At 59.7% G+C, this 16,673-nt stretch carries 12 protein-coding genes; 9 read left to right on the top strand and 3 right to left on the bottom strand.

Going from position 1 to position 16,673, the window contains the following annotated elements; translation table 11 throughout:
- The first annotated feature begins 45 nt into the window (after positions 1-45).
- Entirely contained in the window at positions 46-702 is a 657-nt protein-coding gene (locus GO308_RS04575; protein ID WP_240884059.1) for a transglycosylase SLT domain-containing protein, read from the top strand.
- A gap of 87 nt (positions 703-789) precedes the next feature.
- Here GO308_RS04575 and GO308_RS04570 read toward each other — a convergent pair whose 3' ends face one another.
- Positions 790-2,061, bottom strand: a complete 1,272-nt coding sequence (locus GO308_RS04570; RefSeq protein ID WP_240884057.1) for a site-specific integrase — start codon at positions 2,059-2,061, stop codon at positions 790-792.
- Between the two features lie 719 nt (positions 2,062-2,780).
- Here GO308_RS04570 and GO308_RS04565 point away from each other — a divergent pair.
- From GO308_RS04565 to GO308_RS04540, 6 genes are all read left to right on the top strand, one after another.
- A complete protein-coding gene (locus tag GO308_RS04565; protein ID WP_066532715.1) occupies positions 2,781-3,986 on the top strand; it encodes a hypothetical protein in 1,206 nt (401 codons plus the stop codon).
- Between the two features lie 128 nt (positions 3,987-4,114).
- On the top strand, positions 4,115-6,187 hold the full coding sequence (locus GO308_RS04560; protein ID WP_240884055.1) for a ParB/RepB/Spo0J family partition protein: 2,073 nt from the start codon (positions 4,115-4,117) through the stop codon (positions 6,185-6,187).
- A 73-nt stretch (positions 6,188-6,260) separates the two neighbouring features.
- Positions 6,261-6,476 (top strand): DUF6117 family protein, encoded by a 216-nt coding sequence (locus GO308_RS04555; RefSeq protein WP_066532709.1) that lies wholly within the window; start codon positions 6,261-6,263, stop codon positions 6,474-6,476.
- 41 nt (positions 6,477-6,517) lie between these two features.
- Positions 6,518-10,861 carry a strawberry notch-like NTP hydrolase domain-containing protein gene (locus tag GO308_RS04550; protein WP_240884053.1) on the top strand — a complete coding sequence of 1,448 codons (4,344 nt, stop codon included), beginning with the start codon at positions 6,518-6,520 and terminating at the stop codon, positions 10,859-10,861.
- A gap of 1 nt (position 10,862) precedes the next feature.
- Positions 10,863-11,921, top strand: a complete 1,059-nt coding sequence (locus GO308_RS04545) for a toprim domain-containing protein (RefSeq protein ID WP_066531873.1) — start codon at positions 10,863-10,865, stop codon at positions 11,919-11,921.
- A 305-nt stretch (positions 11,922-12,226) separates the two neighbouring features.
- Positions 12,227-13,144: a DUF2493 domain-containing protein gene (locus GO308_RS04540; RefSeq protein WP_066531875.1), complete on the top strand. Its 918-nt coding sequence runs from the start codon at positions 12,227-12,229 to the stop codon at positions 13,142-13,144.
- A gap of 268 nt (positions 13,145-13,412) precedes the next feature.
- On the opposite strand, the gene GO308_RS04535 is transcribed toward GO308_RS04540, so the two are convergent.
- Together GO308_RS04535 and grrM are read right to left on the bottom strand one after the other, a co-directional pair.
- A complete protein-coding gene (locus tag GO308_RS04535; RefSeq protein ID WP_240884051.1) occupies positions 13,413-14,126 on the bottom strand; it encodes a hypothetical protein in 714 nt (237 codons plus the stop codon).
- 22 nt (positions 14,127-14,148) lie between these two features.
- Positions 14,149-15,222, bottom strand: coding sequence for a cyclophane-forming radical SAM/SPASM peptide maturase GrrM/OscB (gene grrM / locus GO308_RS04530; protein WP_171955286.1), 1,074 nt, complete (start codon positions 15,220-15,222; stop codon positions 14,149-14,151).
- Between the two features lie 641 nt (positions 15,223-15,863).
- Between grrM and GO308_RS04525 the strand changes: the two genes are divergently transcribed.
- Positions 15,864-16,028 carry a hypothetical protein gene (locus GO308_RS04525; protein WP_156443486.1) on the top strand — a complete coding sequence of 55 codons (165 nt, stop codon included), beginning with the start codon at positions 15,864-15,866 and terminating at the stop codon, positions 16,026-16,028.
- Positions 16,029-16,172: 144 nt separating this feature from the next.
- Positions 16,173-16,577 carry a hypothetical protein gene (locus tag GO308_RS04520; RefSeq protein WP_072379954.1) on the top strand — a complete coding sequence of 135 codons (405 nt, stop codon included), beginning with the start codon at positions 16,173-16,175 and terminating at the stop codon, positions 16,575-16,577.
- Positions 16,578-16,673 lie beyond the last annotated feature (96 nt).

Raw genomic sequence — 16,673 nt, 5'->3', positions numbered from 1 at the left:
TTCTTTATATGTTCTCACTCGATTCGGCTAGACAAGGATCGAGAAATGACAATGAAAGCTATCTTGGTCGCAGGCTTCGCGATAACCTCTGCTACCTCCGCCAGAGCCCAGGATTTGTCCGCGCCAGCCACAATCGAAGCCCCCGCCAGTCACTCCGAAGGCATCCGAATTGCTGAAACATCGAACGGCTTCCAGCTGGTCGAGCATGGGCTGTGGTCATCCCGTCAGGCGGGCCCGGCATCGGGTTTCATTGTACCACAAAATGGCCGGGTGAACCTGCCATACAGATACGAACCCAAGGCCAAACCTGGCCCCGCCGACTTCAGGCGAGCAAGCTACCTTCCCCACATCTATGCGGCGGAAGCGAAGTACTCATTGCCCGCGGGCCTGCTCGATGCGCTCGTATGGACAGAATCTCGATATAACCCCTTCGCCGTCAGCCCTGCAGGCGCAGCAGGTCTTGGACAGCTGATGCCAGCGACGGCAAAAGAACTCGGGGTCTTCAATCGCTTCGATCCTATGGCCAACATCTTCGGCGCGGCGCGGTATCTGCGGCAGATGCTCGACAGGTTCGGCGTGGTTCACCTCGCGGTGGCTGCCTACAATGCGGGTCCCGGCGCAGTGGAACGCGCAGGCGGCATTCCCCGGAATGGCGAGACGCCCGGATATGTCCAAGAGGTCCTTCGACAATGGCGTTTCTAAAGATCGACCCACGATGGCCATAGCACGGCCCATCATCCTGCGGTTTCTAACTGGGCGGATTTGTAGCGGTTGCGTACCCCAGTGAGATTAGCCGTCTTTGACTTCGACGGGGTACTTGGCTGCAATCTGCATTACCTCCTTACCCCACAGCGCCAACGCCTCCCGTTTCTCGTTGGTATACTGGTGACGGTGATAGACCCCAGCGACGCCAGCCATAGCTGATCCTGACTGGTGATTGAGGACCGCCTCAGAAACCACCAACGGTATGCCAAGACGCTGGAGGCCGGTCGCTACCGTCCGTCGAATATCATGCATGGTGAAGTGTCCGGCCTCGTAGCCGAGCTTCTCGTCCACGCTTGCTCTGATCCGTTTCCAGGCCTTGGATAGTCCGCTGACACTGTTCGTATTGGTGACCTTCGAAGCCAACAGGATCTGGGATTGCTTGTGAGCGTCATCGGGGTCAATCCCAGCCGCCATGAATATCTCGGTGATGACTGCCAGGGCCTGGGCGGATAGCGGCACCACATTCGCTTTGCCGTTTTTCGCTCGGTCGCCTGGAACTGTCCAGACTTTCGCCTTGAAGTCGAACTCATCGCACGCCGCATCAAGCACTTCACCTCTGCGTTGAGCCGTAAGAATAAGCATCTGCACGAGATGGCCGAACGGATAGCCATCCTCAACAGCAGATTGCCACAGCGCAGCAAGCTCACGGTCGCTGAGTACACGGTCGCGAGGCTCATTCCGCTTCGGGCGCCACGCATCCCGGCAGGGGTTGGCTGGCATATGCTCAAGTCTGGTGAGCGCCCACGTGTAGAAGGTCGAAAGATGGCGATACACGATGCGCGCCATCGTCAGGGTTTCCTTGCCCCGCTCGAACGCAATTTTCTCAACGAAGCGGCTCACGTCACTTCGGGTAATGGAGTCCGCGAGCCGGTCTCCAATCTCGGGCTCGATGTATTTTCGGAACACTCGATCGAACTCCCTCGCGCTCCGCTTTTTGCCCTCGATCTGCTGAGCAAGGTACGTCTCGTAGAGTTCCGCGACTGTCCCGACCCCTTTTGATCCCTTTCTCTTTGCCCCCGCCTTTCTGGCGATGCTCTTGCCCTGCTCGACATCGACAAGCAGATCGCGCGCCTTCTTTCGGGCATGGGCCAGTGTAAAGCTTGGCCCATGGCGTCCGATTGTCACATTCAACCATTTGCCCTGAACCCGCTTGCGCAGAATGTACGTCTTGATACCACTGGCACCCATGCGGAGCCTAAGGCCGGGTACGATACCATCGGCGAGCTCAACCTGACCCGCAGTCGGCGCCTTCAGCCCTGCGATCTTCGCATCCGTCAAACCTACTTTGTTCGCCATATGCACCTGCTACCTTAGGTAGCTTTTTGTAGTGGATACTGGCGAACATTTCAAGAACAATGCGGACTATGAATCGCAGATTTCCGCCATTCTTGGACCCATGCGGACGCGCTAGGACCCTCTGATCATGGCTCTTAATCAGCGGGTCCTTGGTTCGAGCCCAAGTGCGTCCACCAAAATTCTCAACGACTTAGTTGCAAATATACACCCCTCCCGAGGGGCTGTCGAGAGCCACGTAATCGCCACGTAATCAACGTGTTTCGTAGCCTGGCGTAGAGGCTTGATTTTCGATGTGCGGGAGGACGTTTCCTCCCTGGTCGAAGCCGCTGCGCGGCTTCTTCACACCCACCTCAGCGGGGACACCCCGCAACGCCCCGAAACGAAGAGCGGGGCTGCTGACGCGCTCTGTCCCGCAGGGCTGCCTGCCCTGCTCCTGAGGGCGCGGTGCCTGACGCATGGGCCCCCGCACGCACTCTGATCCGGCGGACATCGTCCGAAGTGCAGGCCGAGAAAGCCGACAGGCCCCGGCTTTCCGCCTGCGCGAGCGATGACGCGATGCTCCGCCTCGTTCAGGGTGCAGTTTCTTGCTTTGGCGATCTCGCTGGCCGCTCGCGCGGTTGTAAGCGTTGAGGGGGGAGAGTGAGAGTCTGGCGGGCTTCGCCGTGACGGGTTGAGGGTCGAGAGAGAGGCTCCCGGCCAGCCGTCATGGAGATCTTCCCATGGATATGCAGGTTCTCGATACGCGCCGCGACTCAAGCGGCGGTTACAAGGTCGATGTCTCGCGCGGCTCGCGCGTGGGTCGGGTGTCGTCGGAGTGGTTCTCGCGCCCAGATGATGAGAGGTTTCTGTCACTGGGCGATCTGGCCCGATCAGTGCGCGGTCGGTCTGACCGGAGCCGGACGCGCGTGGTCGAGACGGCGCTGATCCATGTCGAAGCAAACCGCAATGATCCGGAACGCCTGGCTCTCATGTTGCCAGGTGCCGAGGCACCGGTGACGCCAACTCACTGGAGCTTTGGGCAACTGGCCAGCCAGGTAGGCGCTCCTGCTGCCTATCTGCGCCAACTTCCGGCGCCGCTGGCCGCGATCAATCTGCAATACGGGCTGACCTCCAACCGAGCCGAGCAGATCAAAACGCTCGAAACAGACGATCCAGTTTCCGGGGGCCGGCTCGAACTGCGCGCCGTGACCGGGCCCGACTATGGCCGGATCTACGACCACGAACTCGTCGAAGCCGTGCAGAAGATCGCTGGCAACGGCACCGGCGACACACGCTGGAAGGTTCCGGGCGTGCTCGACTGGTCGACCGGGGTCTACAACCCTAACGTCGACATCTCGAAGGATACGACCACGCTCTATGCGTCGGATCGCGACGTCTTCCTGTTTCTGGTCGATGATTGCAACCCGATCGAAGCCGGGCGGCTGCCCGACGGATCGCCCGATCTCTACTTCCGCGGGTTCTACTGCTGGAACTCCGAGGTCGGCGCCAAGACGCTCGGCATGGCGAGCTTCTACCTGCGCGCGGTCTGCCAGAACCGGAACCTGTGGGGGGTGGAGGACTTCGAGGAGATCAGCATTCGCCACAGCAAATATGCCGCGAACCGCTTTGCCCATGAAGCCGAACCGGCGCTGCTGAACTTTGCCAATTCCTCGCCGCAGCCGTTCATCAACGGCATCAAGACCGCGCGGGAGCGAATTGTCGCCCGCAGCGACGAAGACCGGCAGGATTTCCTCCGGGCGCGCGGATTCTCCAAGGCTGAAACCGGCCGGATCATCGAGACCGTCCTCGCCGAGGAAGGCCGCCCACCGGAATCGATCTTCGATTTCGTTCAGGGCATCACCGCGCTCGCGCGGTCCAAGCCGCATCAAGACGCCCGGCTCGACATGGAGGGCAAGGCCAAGAAGCTGCTCGACCGGGTGCATTAAGCCAGCAGGGCTCAGCCCGTTACTCATGCGTTGCGCTGCCTTCTCAGAGTGAGAGGGCGGCGCTTCGCTTCGTGACGGGTTCGGGCCTGAGAGAGAGTCTTTCGGGCGGCCCGTCATGGAGAAACCCCATGACCAAGACATTGCCCAAGCTCGTGCTCAGCGCCTCGCGCGACATCCCGTTTTCGCAGCTGGTGCTGAGCCAGAAGAATGTGCGGCGCGTGAAAGCAGGCCTTTCGATCGAGGATCTGGCCGAGGACATTTATCGCCGGACCCTGCTCCAGAGCATCAACGTCCGCCCCTTGCTCGATGCCGACGGCAAGGAAACCGGCATGTTCGAAGTACCGGCCGGTGGCCGCCGTTTCCGAGCGCTCGAATTGCTGGTGAAGACCAAGCGGATGGCGAAGGATCAACCGGTCCCTTGCGTCGTGCGCGAAGCCGGGATTGCCGAAGAGGACTCGCTCGCTGAAAACGTCATGCGCGTCGCGCTGCATCCGCTCGACCAGTTCCGTGCCTTCAGCGCGCTGATCGAAGCGGGCCTGTCCGAGGAAGACATCGCCGCGCGGTTCTTCGTCTCGGTGTCGACCGTACGCCAGCGCCTTCGGCTCGCGTCGGTCTCCCCCACCCTGCTCGAGGTCTATGGCGAGGACGGCATCACGCTCGAACAGCTCATGGCCTTCTCGGTCACCGACAACCATGCGCGCCAGGAGCAGGTCTGGGAACAGGTCAATCAGGGGCACCATGTGCCGGCTTACCACATCCGCCGCTTGCTGACCGAAGATGCGATTTCTGCAAGCGACCGCCGCGTCCGGTTCATTGGCATTGACGCCTACACCGAGGCTGGTGGCTATGTGATGCGCGACCTGTTCTCATCGGACGAGGATGGCTGGTTGCAGGATCCCGCATTGGTCGAATTGCTTGTGAACGAAAAACTCTCGGAACTCGCCCAGGAAATCGGTGCCGAAGGCTGGAAATGGGTCGAGGCCGCCGTCGACCTGCCCTATGGCTGCGAGCGCGGCAAACGCCGGATCGTCGGCACGACCGTTCCGTTGACCAACGACGAGCAGGCACGGCGCGATGTGCTGGTCGAGGAATATGACCGCATTGGCGACGACTACGGCGATGGCAGCGACCTTCCCGACGAAGTCGATGCGCGGCTAACCAAGATCGATGCCGAATTGACCGCCTTGAACAGTCGTCCCACGGTTTACGATCCGGACGACATGGCGCGCGCCGGCGTGTTCATTTCGCTGACCCACGATGGTCGCCTGCGGATCGACCGCGGCTATGTCCGTCCTGAAGATGAACCCGTCGCTGAAGGCCAGAATGACGGTACGAACGGTGCCAACGCAGACGTGTCCGATGGCGCGACAGTCACCGTGGCAGGGCAAGCGGCGCCAATCGGTGGTGACGACGACGAAGATGAGGCGATCAAGCCGCTGCCTGACAGGCTCGTTTCCGAACTCACCGCTGAACGCACGCTCGCGCTGCGCGATGCACTCGCCAACGCTCCGCAGGCGGCGTTCCTCGCCCTTCTCCATGCGCTCGTCCTATCGGCGTTCCGTCCCCACGGGACTCATGGCTGTGTGCGGATCGGCGTCACCCAGGCCTGGCTCGGCAATGTCGCACCGAACTTGCGCGAGAGTGTCTGGAGCCAGTCGATCCAGGCGCGGCAAGAACATTGGGGTGAAAGGCTGCCGGATGAACCACACGCGCTGTGGGACGCCCTCGCCGCTATGCCGCAGGATGAACAGATGGCACTGCTCGCCCACTGTGTCAGCCACGGCGTCAACGCACTGTTTGAGCCGAGCAAGGGCTATGACGGACGCATCTCGGCGCATGGCGTTGCGCAGCGCATTGCAGCGGCTGATGCTCTGGCAGCAGTCGTCGGGCTCGACATGGCCGAGGCTGGCTGGACGCCAACGGTCGACAACTACCTCGGGCGGGTGACCAAACCCCGAATCATCGAAGCGGTCCGCGAAGCCAAGGGCGATGCGACCGCCGCCCTGATCGAACATCTCAAGAAGGGTGACATGGCGCGCGAGGCCGAACGGCTGCTGAGCGGCACTGGCTGGCTGCCTGAACCCCTGCGGTTGCCGGTTATCGAAGCAAATGAAGCTGAAATCGCCGACCTGCCCGATTTCCTCGCGGATGAGGCCGACCAGGCGGACGCCGACGACGCCTTCGCGATCGCTGCCGAATGAACTTCGCTCGCGCGGGGCGGCCTCGGTCGCCCCGCGTGTCTTGTCACCCCCTCACCGAAGAAGGAGCTTTGCCATGGCAATTCCTGACCATGCCCGCGCCAATTTCGAGACGCTGCTGAAAGCGGCACAAGCAGGCGAACTCGCGTTGATGGAATGCACCGAACTTGCCAGCGGCGAAACCCGCTACGTTCTTTGCGCAGTTGGCCGCGACCACGGCGACTACGTGATGACACCGTTCGGGCACCTCGCACCGGACAATCCCTACGAGGCCTACGCTCCGCCCGCCTGATCCGGCCTACACCACCCCAACTTCATTAAAGGAATTCCGACATGACCAACTCGCCTTTGGCGGGTGCCTCCGCGCGCCCGCTTGCCGCTGCTTGCCCGCAGCAAACCGCTACCGCGATCATCACCGCAGCCCATGACCTGCTCGGCCACCTTGCCGCCGGTCGCCGGATCGACACGCCCGCCATTCGCACCGCCATGCAATCCGCCTTTGGCGCAAGCGATGCGACAGGAGCCTGGGACTGGAAGATCGCCTACGAAGCCGTCGAGGTCGCGCAATTGCTGTTCATTCGTCGCTACGGCCCGGCGATCCATGCCAGAACCGCCGATGCGTTCGAACGGCTCACACTGGTCGAACGGATTGCCCGGCTTGCCCCCACGCAAACCCGGCGCAGCGAGGAGATGCAGGCCTACCAGCAATTCTCGACACCGCTGGGACTGGCATGGGTGGCCGGGTTTGCTGCGGGCTTTCTGCCGGGCGAACTGGTGCTCGAACCTTCTGCAGGCACGGGACTGCTGGCCATCCAAGCTGAACTGGCAGGATGCAGATTGGCAATGAACGAAGTCGCCGACGTGCGTGCCGCCCTGCTTGGCAACCTGTTCGCAGGCTCGCCCCTGTCCATGCACGACGCCGCACAGATCCACGACCGGCTCGATGCTGGCGTGGTGCCGAGTTGCATCATCATGAACCCGCCGTTCTCGGCAGCGCTGAATGTTGATTCACGTGTGGCCGATGCAGCCATCCGGCATCTGTCATCAGCAGTGGCGCGGCTTGCCGACGGTGGACGGCTCGTCGCGATCACGGGGGCCAACTGCGCGCCAGATCACAAGGCATGGCGTGATGGTTTCGTCCGGATGCAGGACAACGCCCGGGTCGTGTTCAGCGCGGCGATAGCGGGCAGCGTGTTCGCACCGCACGGCACCTCGGTCGAAACCCGGCTGACCGTTATCGACAAGGTTCCCGCAGACAATCCAGCACAATTTCCGGCATCGCGAGGCATGGCTCCCGATCTTGCGACCTTGCTGCGCTGGTTGGCCGACAGCCTCCCGCCACGTCAGCCCATCTCCGCATCAGCTCTTCAGCCACTGGTAGCTGCCCGCAATTCACAAGCGATCAAAGCCAGCCCAAGGCCTAAACTGGCTACAGCCCCGATCCCTGCAATATGCGGCGTGCCGCTCGACTATGATGTGATCGACTGGTGTCCTCCAACCGACGGCAAGCTCTCCGAATCGCTCTATGAGCCCTACTCGCTCCAATCGATCCGCATCGCTGGCGCTCAGCCACATCCGACGCGCCTCGTCCAATCCGCGGCGATGTCCTCGGTCGCGCCGCCCAAGCCGAGCTATCGCCCGCATCTGCCCGCTGGTCTCGTCGAACAGGGATTACTGTCGGATGCCCAGCTCGAATCGGTCATCTATGCGGGCGAGGCCCATGCCGACCATCTCGCCGGCAGCTGGTCCGTCGATGCAACCTGGGACAGGGTGGAAGCTGCGCCCGATGACTGCGACACGGCCGTCCGGTTCCGCAAGGGCTGGTTCCTCGGCGATGGCACCGGCGCTGGCAAAGGGCGTCAGGTCGCAGGGATTGTGCTCGACAATTGGCTCAAGGGCCGAACGCGCGCGGTCTGGATTTCCAAGTCCGACAAGCTGCTCGAAGATGCGCAGCGCGACTGGAAAGCTCTGGGGCAAGAGCCCTTGCTGGTCACCCCGCTCGCCCGGTTCCGTCAGGGCACACCCATCCGGCTCGAGCAGGGCATTCTTTTTACAACCTATGCCACGCTACGCTCCGACGCGCGCGAAAACCGGGTTTCGCGCGTCCAACAGATCGTCGATTGGCTGGGGACCGACTTCGACGGTGTCATTGTCTTCGACGAAAGCCATGCCATGCAGAATGCCGGTGGCGGCACATCCAAACGGGGCGATTGCGCCCCCTCGCAGCAGGGACGTGCCGGACTGCGCCTGCAGCATGCGCTTCCCAACGCCCGCATCCTCTATATCTCCGCGACGGGCGCGACGACGGTCGAAAACCTAGCCTATGCCCAGCGGCTTGGCCTCTGGGGTGGTGCGGACTTCCCGTTCGACAAGCGCACCGATTTCATCGCAGCCATTGAAGCAGGCGGGGTCGCAGCGATGGAGGTGCTCGCCCGCGACCTGAAAGCCCTCGGCCTCTATGCCGCCCGTTCGTTGTCCTATGAGGGCGTCGAATATGAGCTGATCGAGCACCAGCTCACCCCTGACCAGGTCCGCATCTACGATGCCTATGCCGGAGCGTTTCAGGTCATCCACAATAACCTGGACGCCGCGCTGGAAGCCGCCAACGTCACGAGCAGCGAAGGCACGCTCAACCGCTATGCCAAGTCGGCAGCCCGTTCCGCATTTGAATCCGCCAAGCAGCGCTTCTTCAATCACCTGATCACGGCGATGAAGACGCCAACGCTGATCGCCGAGATCGACCAGGGCCTTGCCGATGGCCACGCCGCCGTGGTGCAGATCGTCTCGACGGGGGAAGCGCTGCTGTCGCGCCGCCTCGCCGATATCGATCCGGGCGAGTGGAACGACGTTCAAATCGACATCACGCCCCGCGAATACGTTCTGGACTATTTGCTCCACAGCTTCCCGACCCAGCTTCATGAAAGCTTCACCGACGGTGATGGCAATCTCGCGTCGCGCCCGGCCTATGACGAAAACGGTAATGTCGTGCAGTGCCGCGAGGCTATTGAACGGCGCGACCGGCTGATCGAGCAACTGGCATCGTTGGAACCGGTGCAATGCGCACTCGATCAGATTGTCCAACGGTTCGGGACAGATATGGTGGCCGAGGTGACCGGCCGTTCGCGCCGGATCGTCCGCAAACTCGATGCCAATGGGGACCGGCTCGCCGTCGAGAACCGGCCAGCCCATGCCAACCTCGCCGAAGCGCAGGCGTTCATGGAGGACCGCAAGCAGATCCTTGTCTTCTCCGATGCCGGTGGCACAGGACGCAGCTACCATGCCGATCTGGGCGCGAGAAACCAGCGGCTCCGCCATCACTATCTCCTGGAAGCAGGCTGGAAGGCCGATGCCGCGATCCAGGGCCTGGGCCGCACCAACCGCACCAATCAGGCGCAGCCGCCGCTATTCCGGCCGGTGGCCACCAATGTCCAGGCCGAGAAACGCTTCCTCTCAACAATCGCGCGGCGGCTCGACACTCTGGGTGCAATCACGCGCGGACAGCGGCAGACCGGTGGTCAGGGGCTGTTCCGCCCCGAGGACAATCTCGAAAGCTCCTATGCCCGCGATGCCCTGCGCCAGCTCTATGTGCTGATCTATGCCGGAAAGGTCGAGCAGTGCTCGCTCGCCACCTTCGAGAGCATGACCGGCCTGTCGCTGACCGACGGAAGCGGGTGCCTCAAGGACGAACTGCCGCCAATCACGACCTTCCTGAACCGGCTACTGGCACTCACCATCGAGATGCAGAATGTGCTGTTCACGGTGTTTGAGCAGTTGCTCAGCGCTAAGGTCGAAAGCGCAATTGCGGCGGGCAGTTACGATCTCGGGCTGGAAACGCTCACCGCAGATAGCTTTACCATCACAGCCAGCGAACCGATCTACGTCCATCCGGCCACGGGCGCAGAGACCCGGTTGCTCAGCATTGCAATGCAGGAGCGCAACCAACCCGTGCCGCTAGAACGGGCGCTCGAACTGCTGCGAAAACCCGGCGCGCGGCTGTTGGTCAATGCCCGCTCGCGGCGCGCTGCAGTCCAGCTGCCCGCCCGCAGCCTTATGCTCGACGATGGCGAGGTTGAGCGCCGCATCCGACTGATCCGGCCGATGGAGCGGCTGAACTTCGCCCTGACCCACCTTCCCGAGACCCACTGGGAGGAGGTGGACGAGCGGACATTCCGGGCAGTCTGGCAAGACGAGGTGGCACAAGTCGATGAGTTCACGACAAGCGAACTGCACATCGTCACCGGCCTGCTGCTGCCGATCTGGAAACAGCTTCCCGAGGAATCAACCCGTGTCTACCGGCTCCAGACCGACGATGGCACCCGCATTGTCGGCCGCAGGGTGTCGGCAGCATGGGCAGCGAATGCGACAGCCAGGCCAGACGTGCCAATCCTTTCTCCACCACAGGCAATCGCATTGCTGCGTGAAGGGCACGCGGTGCTCGACCTTGCCGATGGGCTGCAACTGCGCCGGTCTCGGCTAATGCAAATGAATCGGATTGAACTCACCGGGTTCGGATCGACGGCGGTCGACCGGCTCAAGGCCATGGGGCTGTTCTCCGAGATCATCAGCTGGAAGCTGCGTCTATTCGTCCCTGACGACATGGTGACAGGGTCGGCAGTGATCGAGCGGCTGTTCGAACGGCACCCTTTGACGCGCATCGCCGACCGGAAGGCGGCCTGAAATGGCCAAGCTCTCCACGCGCGCGGCAGAGTTGTCGGAGCGGCTTGCACAGAATGTGCAGGCCGTTTGCCGCCATTATCTGCCCGCAGGCAGGCGTGAAGGCCGTTACTGGATGGTTGGCGATGTCGCCGGAACGCCCGGGCGCAGTCTCTATGTCCGCCTTTTCGAAACCGAGCGCGGCGCGATCGGCAACTGGGTCGATGCCGCAACCGGTGAACATGGCGATCTCGTCGACCTCATCCGGCTCAACCAGCGGCATGGGCGTCTCTCCGAAACCATTGAGGAAGCCGAACGCTTCCTTAGCCTGCCACCATCGGCTTCGGACGATCAGCGCAGTGCCGCGTCATTCGCCATGCCCGCGCGCGCAGGATCCACGACCGCTGCCATACGCCTGTTTGCCGCCTCGAAACCACTGACCGGATCGATCGCGAGCACCTACCTGCGATCACGTAGCATCACACGCGTATCGGACCTGCCAGCCCTGCGCTTTCACCCGCGATGCTACTACAGACCAAATGAGGACGATGATCCAGAAACTGCAGCCGCTTTTCCGGCGCTGATCGCAGCAGTCACCGACAACGACGGCGTTCAGACCGGCACCCATCGAACCTGGCTCGATCCATCCGGCTGCGCGAAGGCCAAAGTCGCATCGCCGCGCAGGGCGATGGGCAACATCCTCGGCAACGCCGTAAGATTCGGAACTGCGGATGATGTCATGATCGCAGGCGAAGGCATCGAAACCATGCTGTCGTTGCGCGAAGTTCTGCCAACCATGCCGATGGCAGCCGCAACATCGTCAGCACACCTCGCAGCGATCTTGTTCCCGCCGACACTCCGGCGACTCTATATCGCGCGTGACCGCGATGTGGCAGGCGACGCGGCGTTTGGCACCCTGACCGACCGCACGCAGGCAGCCGGGATCGAACTTGTATCACTCATGCCGGACCTCGCTGACTTCAATGACGACCTTAGCCAGCATGGCGTTGCTGCACTGACGGAACGGGTCCGCCATCATCTCCGACAGCAGGATCAGACACGCTTTTCCGTCGACATTGGCTGAGCCGATACGGGGTTGGAAGATGGGGCGATGGCCGCGTGCATGGGATTTGAGCCAAGACCTGGCCCAGCCCGGCCTTCTTCGAGCGGCGTCCGAGAGACCGGCTGCCGCGAGGCCGCAATGGCGGTCATGCGGCTATTTTCCGGCGGCGCATCCGCGCCTTTCCATCGCGAACCAAAATAGCCGCCCGCCCGCCATCCTCCGCTGCGCTTCGGTCCATGCGGATGCAGCCTCGCGTCAGCCGGTCAGAGGGACGCCCATGAAGGCCGGGCAAGGTGCCCGGTCCGAAAGCCCCAAGGACCAACGCAATGACCATCACGCCCGATTCAGAACCCGAACACGAAACTTCAGCCACAGCCCATCTCCTCGATGAAATCGCCCTCTACGGCTATCGCCCCTTCTCCGATGAAGCCGATCCGCGACCGCTTCCCGAAGAACGCATCGCCGCTGGCGCCGTCGCCGACATGTTTGATGCCCTCATCGCCACCATGATCGACACGCGGATCGAGCCAGATCTCGAGGACCTATGCTGGTCGCTCGCCAACCTATTTCACCGCGCCGAAAGCCGGATCCAGCGCGAGCTCGACGACAATGAAGACGCCCAGAAGCGCAGCCAGCGCGAGCAGGATGGCTCCGAGGTTAGGTCGGTCGAACTTGAGCGCCTCATCCGCGAAGGCATTGGTCTGATCGAACGCCGCAATGCGATGGAATTTATGCGCGATGCCGCCGGAGACCAGTTCGAATTGCATTTCCGCAAGGCCTGGACCCCGCGCACCGGGTCACTCGTCAACCATCGCACTATGACCGCCGCGATGATCGACAGCCGGGATTTTCTTGCCGCCAAGCGCCGTTCGGAAATCGAACCCATGCTGCCCACCGGCACACGCATCGCGTTCACCTCCGGCCCTGCCTATCAGGATCACAACCGCATCTGGGCTGTGCTCGACAAGGTTCTCGCCAAATATCCCGACATGGTCCTGTTCCACGGCGGCAATCCCACCGGCGGCGAACACATCGCTTCGCTCTGGGCACGGGCACGCAAGATCACCCACATCCCGTTCCGGCCCGACTGGGAGCGGTTCAAGAAGGCCGCACCGTTCCGCCGCAACGATCAGATGATCGAAGCGCTGCCCAAGGCTGTGGTCGCCTGCCCGGGCAATGGTATCAATGCCAATTTGGTCGACAAGGCCCGCAAGCTGGGGATTTCTGTGTGGGTGATTGAATGATCGCCTCGCCCCGATCTATGAAAATTCGCACTTAGCGGCGGAGCCGAAAGCGGGCTTCAGCGGCGCAGGCCACGTCCTTGAGCGGCTGTGATACTAAGGTACCGAAGGGAAAGCGCATAATCCGGCAAATTCAATTCGCAGCCTCATTTTAGTCCAATGACCAATCATTTTCTGATGATTGGAATGCGCCACGAACTGCAAAGCTTGCACCGAAGTTGGAGACGCCTACCGTGCTCGCGTCATGCAAGAGTAGGTCAGTTGGAGCAATCTAGGCAAATCCAGGAGGTATTCTGAGTCGGCAAAGCCGCATCCCAAAATCTGGCGCTCGATCGCGGATTTGATCCGTATAGCTGTACCTTAGCTTTCCGCTATAATAGTATTTTTCATAGTCGTCAGTCATAAACTCGTCGGTTGGCGTAAGGCCGAATATGAAATACCTGTCATCAAATCCTATATTAATACATAGTCTATAGAGAGAACCCCTCCTATCTAAAATTGGTATGACTTCCCATGTATCCAAATGAAGCCCAAGGTATTTATCCGTTCTGTAATTGACGGTCGTCGTAATGCAATTTGGAGGATTCTCATTTGCCCCATTGTAGCGCAAATCAATATCACCCCAAATTTCCTGAATGTAAGGCCAAAGTACAGATTCATACCATATTTCGACAGCCGCATTCTTCCTTACATCTTTAATATTCTCTCGTGTGACGCAGCCAAATGTCCACAACGGTTCTGTCACATCTTTCAAATCCATCATTGCAACAAATGGACTACTGCTCGACGGAGCTAGAGAAATTTCCAGCCGGTCGTCAGGCATCGGCAACCTCCATTCCCCTGCGGGGATCAGCGCGCCATCCTCATATGGAACCTCGCCGGAAGGGCAGGCACCCCAGACTTGCTCCACCCCATCGGCAATCGCAATGAAATCATCCAAATTGGATCTAACGAATTTCGGCAGCAAAATGGATACCTGGCTCATGTAGAATTACCACCTGACCTATTTAATCAAATGACTTCATAATTTCATCGACAATGACAATTTTTCCAAACCTACAATATTCTGTCTGCGTGGCTTCAAACGATGCGGTTTCTGCAATTTTATTTGATGGAGACCCTCCACCGCAGAAAAAGAAATAATCGCAACTATCTCTGCACGCCGTTACGCCTTGATTTATTTGTGAAATATCTTGGATTAATTTTGGATTTCTTAGTATGTACTCAAAGCTGTCAGAGAGGACGTTTCCGTAGACGAACGATTGCTCCCCATCGATGGCTATTAATTCCGGAGAAAATGTCGAAATCCCACCGTCCGTGTTGACAGTCACAATCGAGAACGCTCGATTGGTTTGATTGGAATTTATGAAATCCACAGATTGCTCTCCGTGAGCAACAAGATCAAGAATTCCCTTAAATTCCCTAATTTCTAGGGACCTGTTATCATCGACCCATATTCGGAAAAGAGTCTTCCAAAATTCTCTGTAACGAGCTTCGTCACAGGCGTAAATTGATGAGTCTTTGTTTATGCCATCTTGCTCATCTATATTGAATCCGACGGACGTCGGGCCTATAGACTTAAAAAAGCTATAGATTTCACCCGGGAATTGCAAGGAATGACTTGTTAAAACTGCAATTATATGAAATGGAATGCCATTTTCTTTAAGAAGCTGTATTCCGGCAATCGCAGGCGCGTATGCACCAGCTCCAGATCTATATTTTCTATGCAAATCCGTAAGAGCTTGCGGGCCATCTATACTTACACCAACTTTTACGTCATTCTTTATGAAGAAATCACACCAAGTCTTATTTATCAATGTCCCATTTGTTTGCACGTTTAGCTTTACAGACACTCTTTCATTCGAAAGGCGTCGGGCTTCATCCGCAGCATGTTGGAATAAATCAAGCGGCGCCGTAAGCGGCTCTCCAGCGTGGAAAACCAATGTAAACGGCCTATCTTGGGCAGCGCTTTCGAACACACGCTCAAGCGAAGCTGTTATGACTGGTTTGGTGATTTTCTTTTTTGAAGATCTATGAGGTAGGTAGCAATATGAGCAATCAATATTGCAGAACTCGGTCATCTGCAATATGAGCAAATCCACGGGATTGACGTGATTTACCATGATCTAGTAGCCGCATGATTCCCAGTCTTTAAAGTTCGTGAAATCGCGCCAATCATTCCAAGGCCTGGGGTTACTATCTTTCCATTGCGTGAAGGCGTGAATTTCTCGATCTGTGGGGTGAGATTTGCGAGGATCTTCACCTCCTTTGCTTTCAGAATCTATTAACCCTTGCTCGACGAGTTTTTGCTTAAAATGCGCGATCCGTGTGTGCATATTCATGCCAACCCCCTCATTTACTGAGTCAAGCTGGTAGCCTAGCACCACTGCCTAGGTTTGCAAGTGATCCAATAGCTGGGGCTCACTTCATCATTGCTGTCGTTGGGCTTGCTCTGAGTTTTCAGCTGAAGACATCTGTCCCATTTGGAATGCATTCGAACATGCGTGCAGAAGACGACCGATTTGCCACCTCGGAAACCACACCGCTCTCAAAGGCCAATCCGTTGGCCGACCCCAAGCCTCCTTCAATCAACCCGTAAAGGGTCCGCTACGCTGCGCGTGCGGCCACTGCGGCTGCACCTTCGTGGTGATTGCGGCTTTGCGCCGTCTGTCCGGGGCCTGTCGAGCGGGGATGGTCCCTGCTCCGAGACAGGAGCTCGAACATGTCACTCACCATCGCACAGCGTCACGCCTGGAGCCTCTCCCGTACCATGATGGTCTGCGTCACCCTGTTCCACGCCGGTAACGGCTACGCCGCCGTTCCCACGGCTGAATTCGACGGCGATGCCGACAGCGTGATTCACGAATATGACCCGTTCAATCCCTGACCGCGTCAGATTGCGTTGCGCCGCATGGCTGGATGCCCTTCGGGTATTCCAGCCGTCGCGCATCTCTGCTATGAATTTCCTGCACATTGCGCTGCGGTGGAGGTGGAGAGCGCGTCCCTTGCCCTTGGTTCCAAGGAGGACGCCATGCTGATCGGCTTTGCCCTGATAATCGTCGCAGTATTCCTGTGCTGCGCGCTTCTGTTCCGCCTTTCGATCTACGCGCTTCCGCTGTTCGTCGCGTTTCTTGCGGGTTCGGCGACTTACCGCACCGATAGCGGCATTCTCACTGCGCTCGCCGCCGCAGCCATATCCGCGATCATTCTGCTTGCTGCAGCCCAATTAACACTGGCGTTCGCTAAGTCCGACCTGACACGTGCTGCGGTCGGCTTCGCCTTTGCCGCGCCCGCAGCCATTGCGGGCTATCACGCAGTCCACGGCATTGCTGCGGCGAGCATGCCGCCAAGCGCATGGCAACACGCTTTGTCATTGCTTGGCGCTGCGATAATCGCGGCTGCATCCTGGACTCAATGGAGCCGCGCCCGTCCCTAGCTTTGCCATTTTCGAAGGCCCGCCTGGCAGGTGCCTGGCGGGGCTCGCACGGCCAAATCGGCCAGTTCGAGGCAGGCGTTGTGTTCGAGTGGCAGT

It is taken from the genome of Sphingomonas sp. SFZ2018-12 (genome assembly GCF_022496715.1).
In the GTDB taxonomy this organism is placed as follows: Bacteria; Pseudomonadota; Alphaproteobacteria; order Sphingomonadales; family Sphingomonadaceae; genus Sphingomonas.
This window is presented reverse-complemented; position numbering and strand designations above follow the sequence as displayed.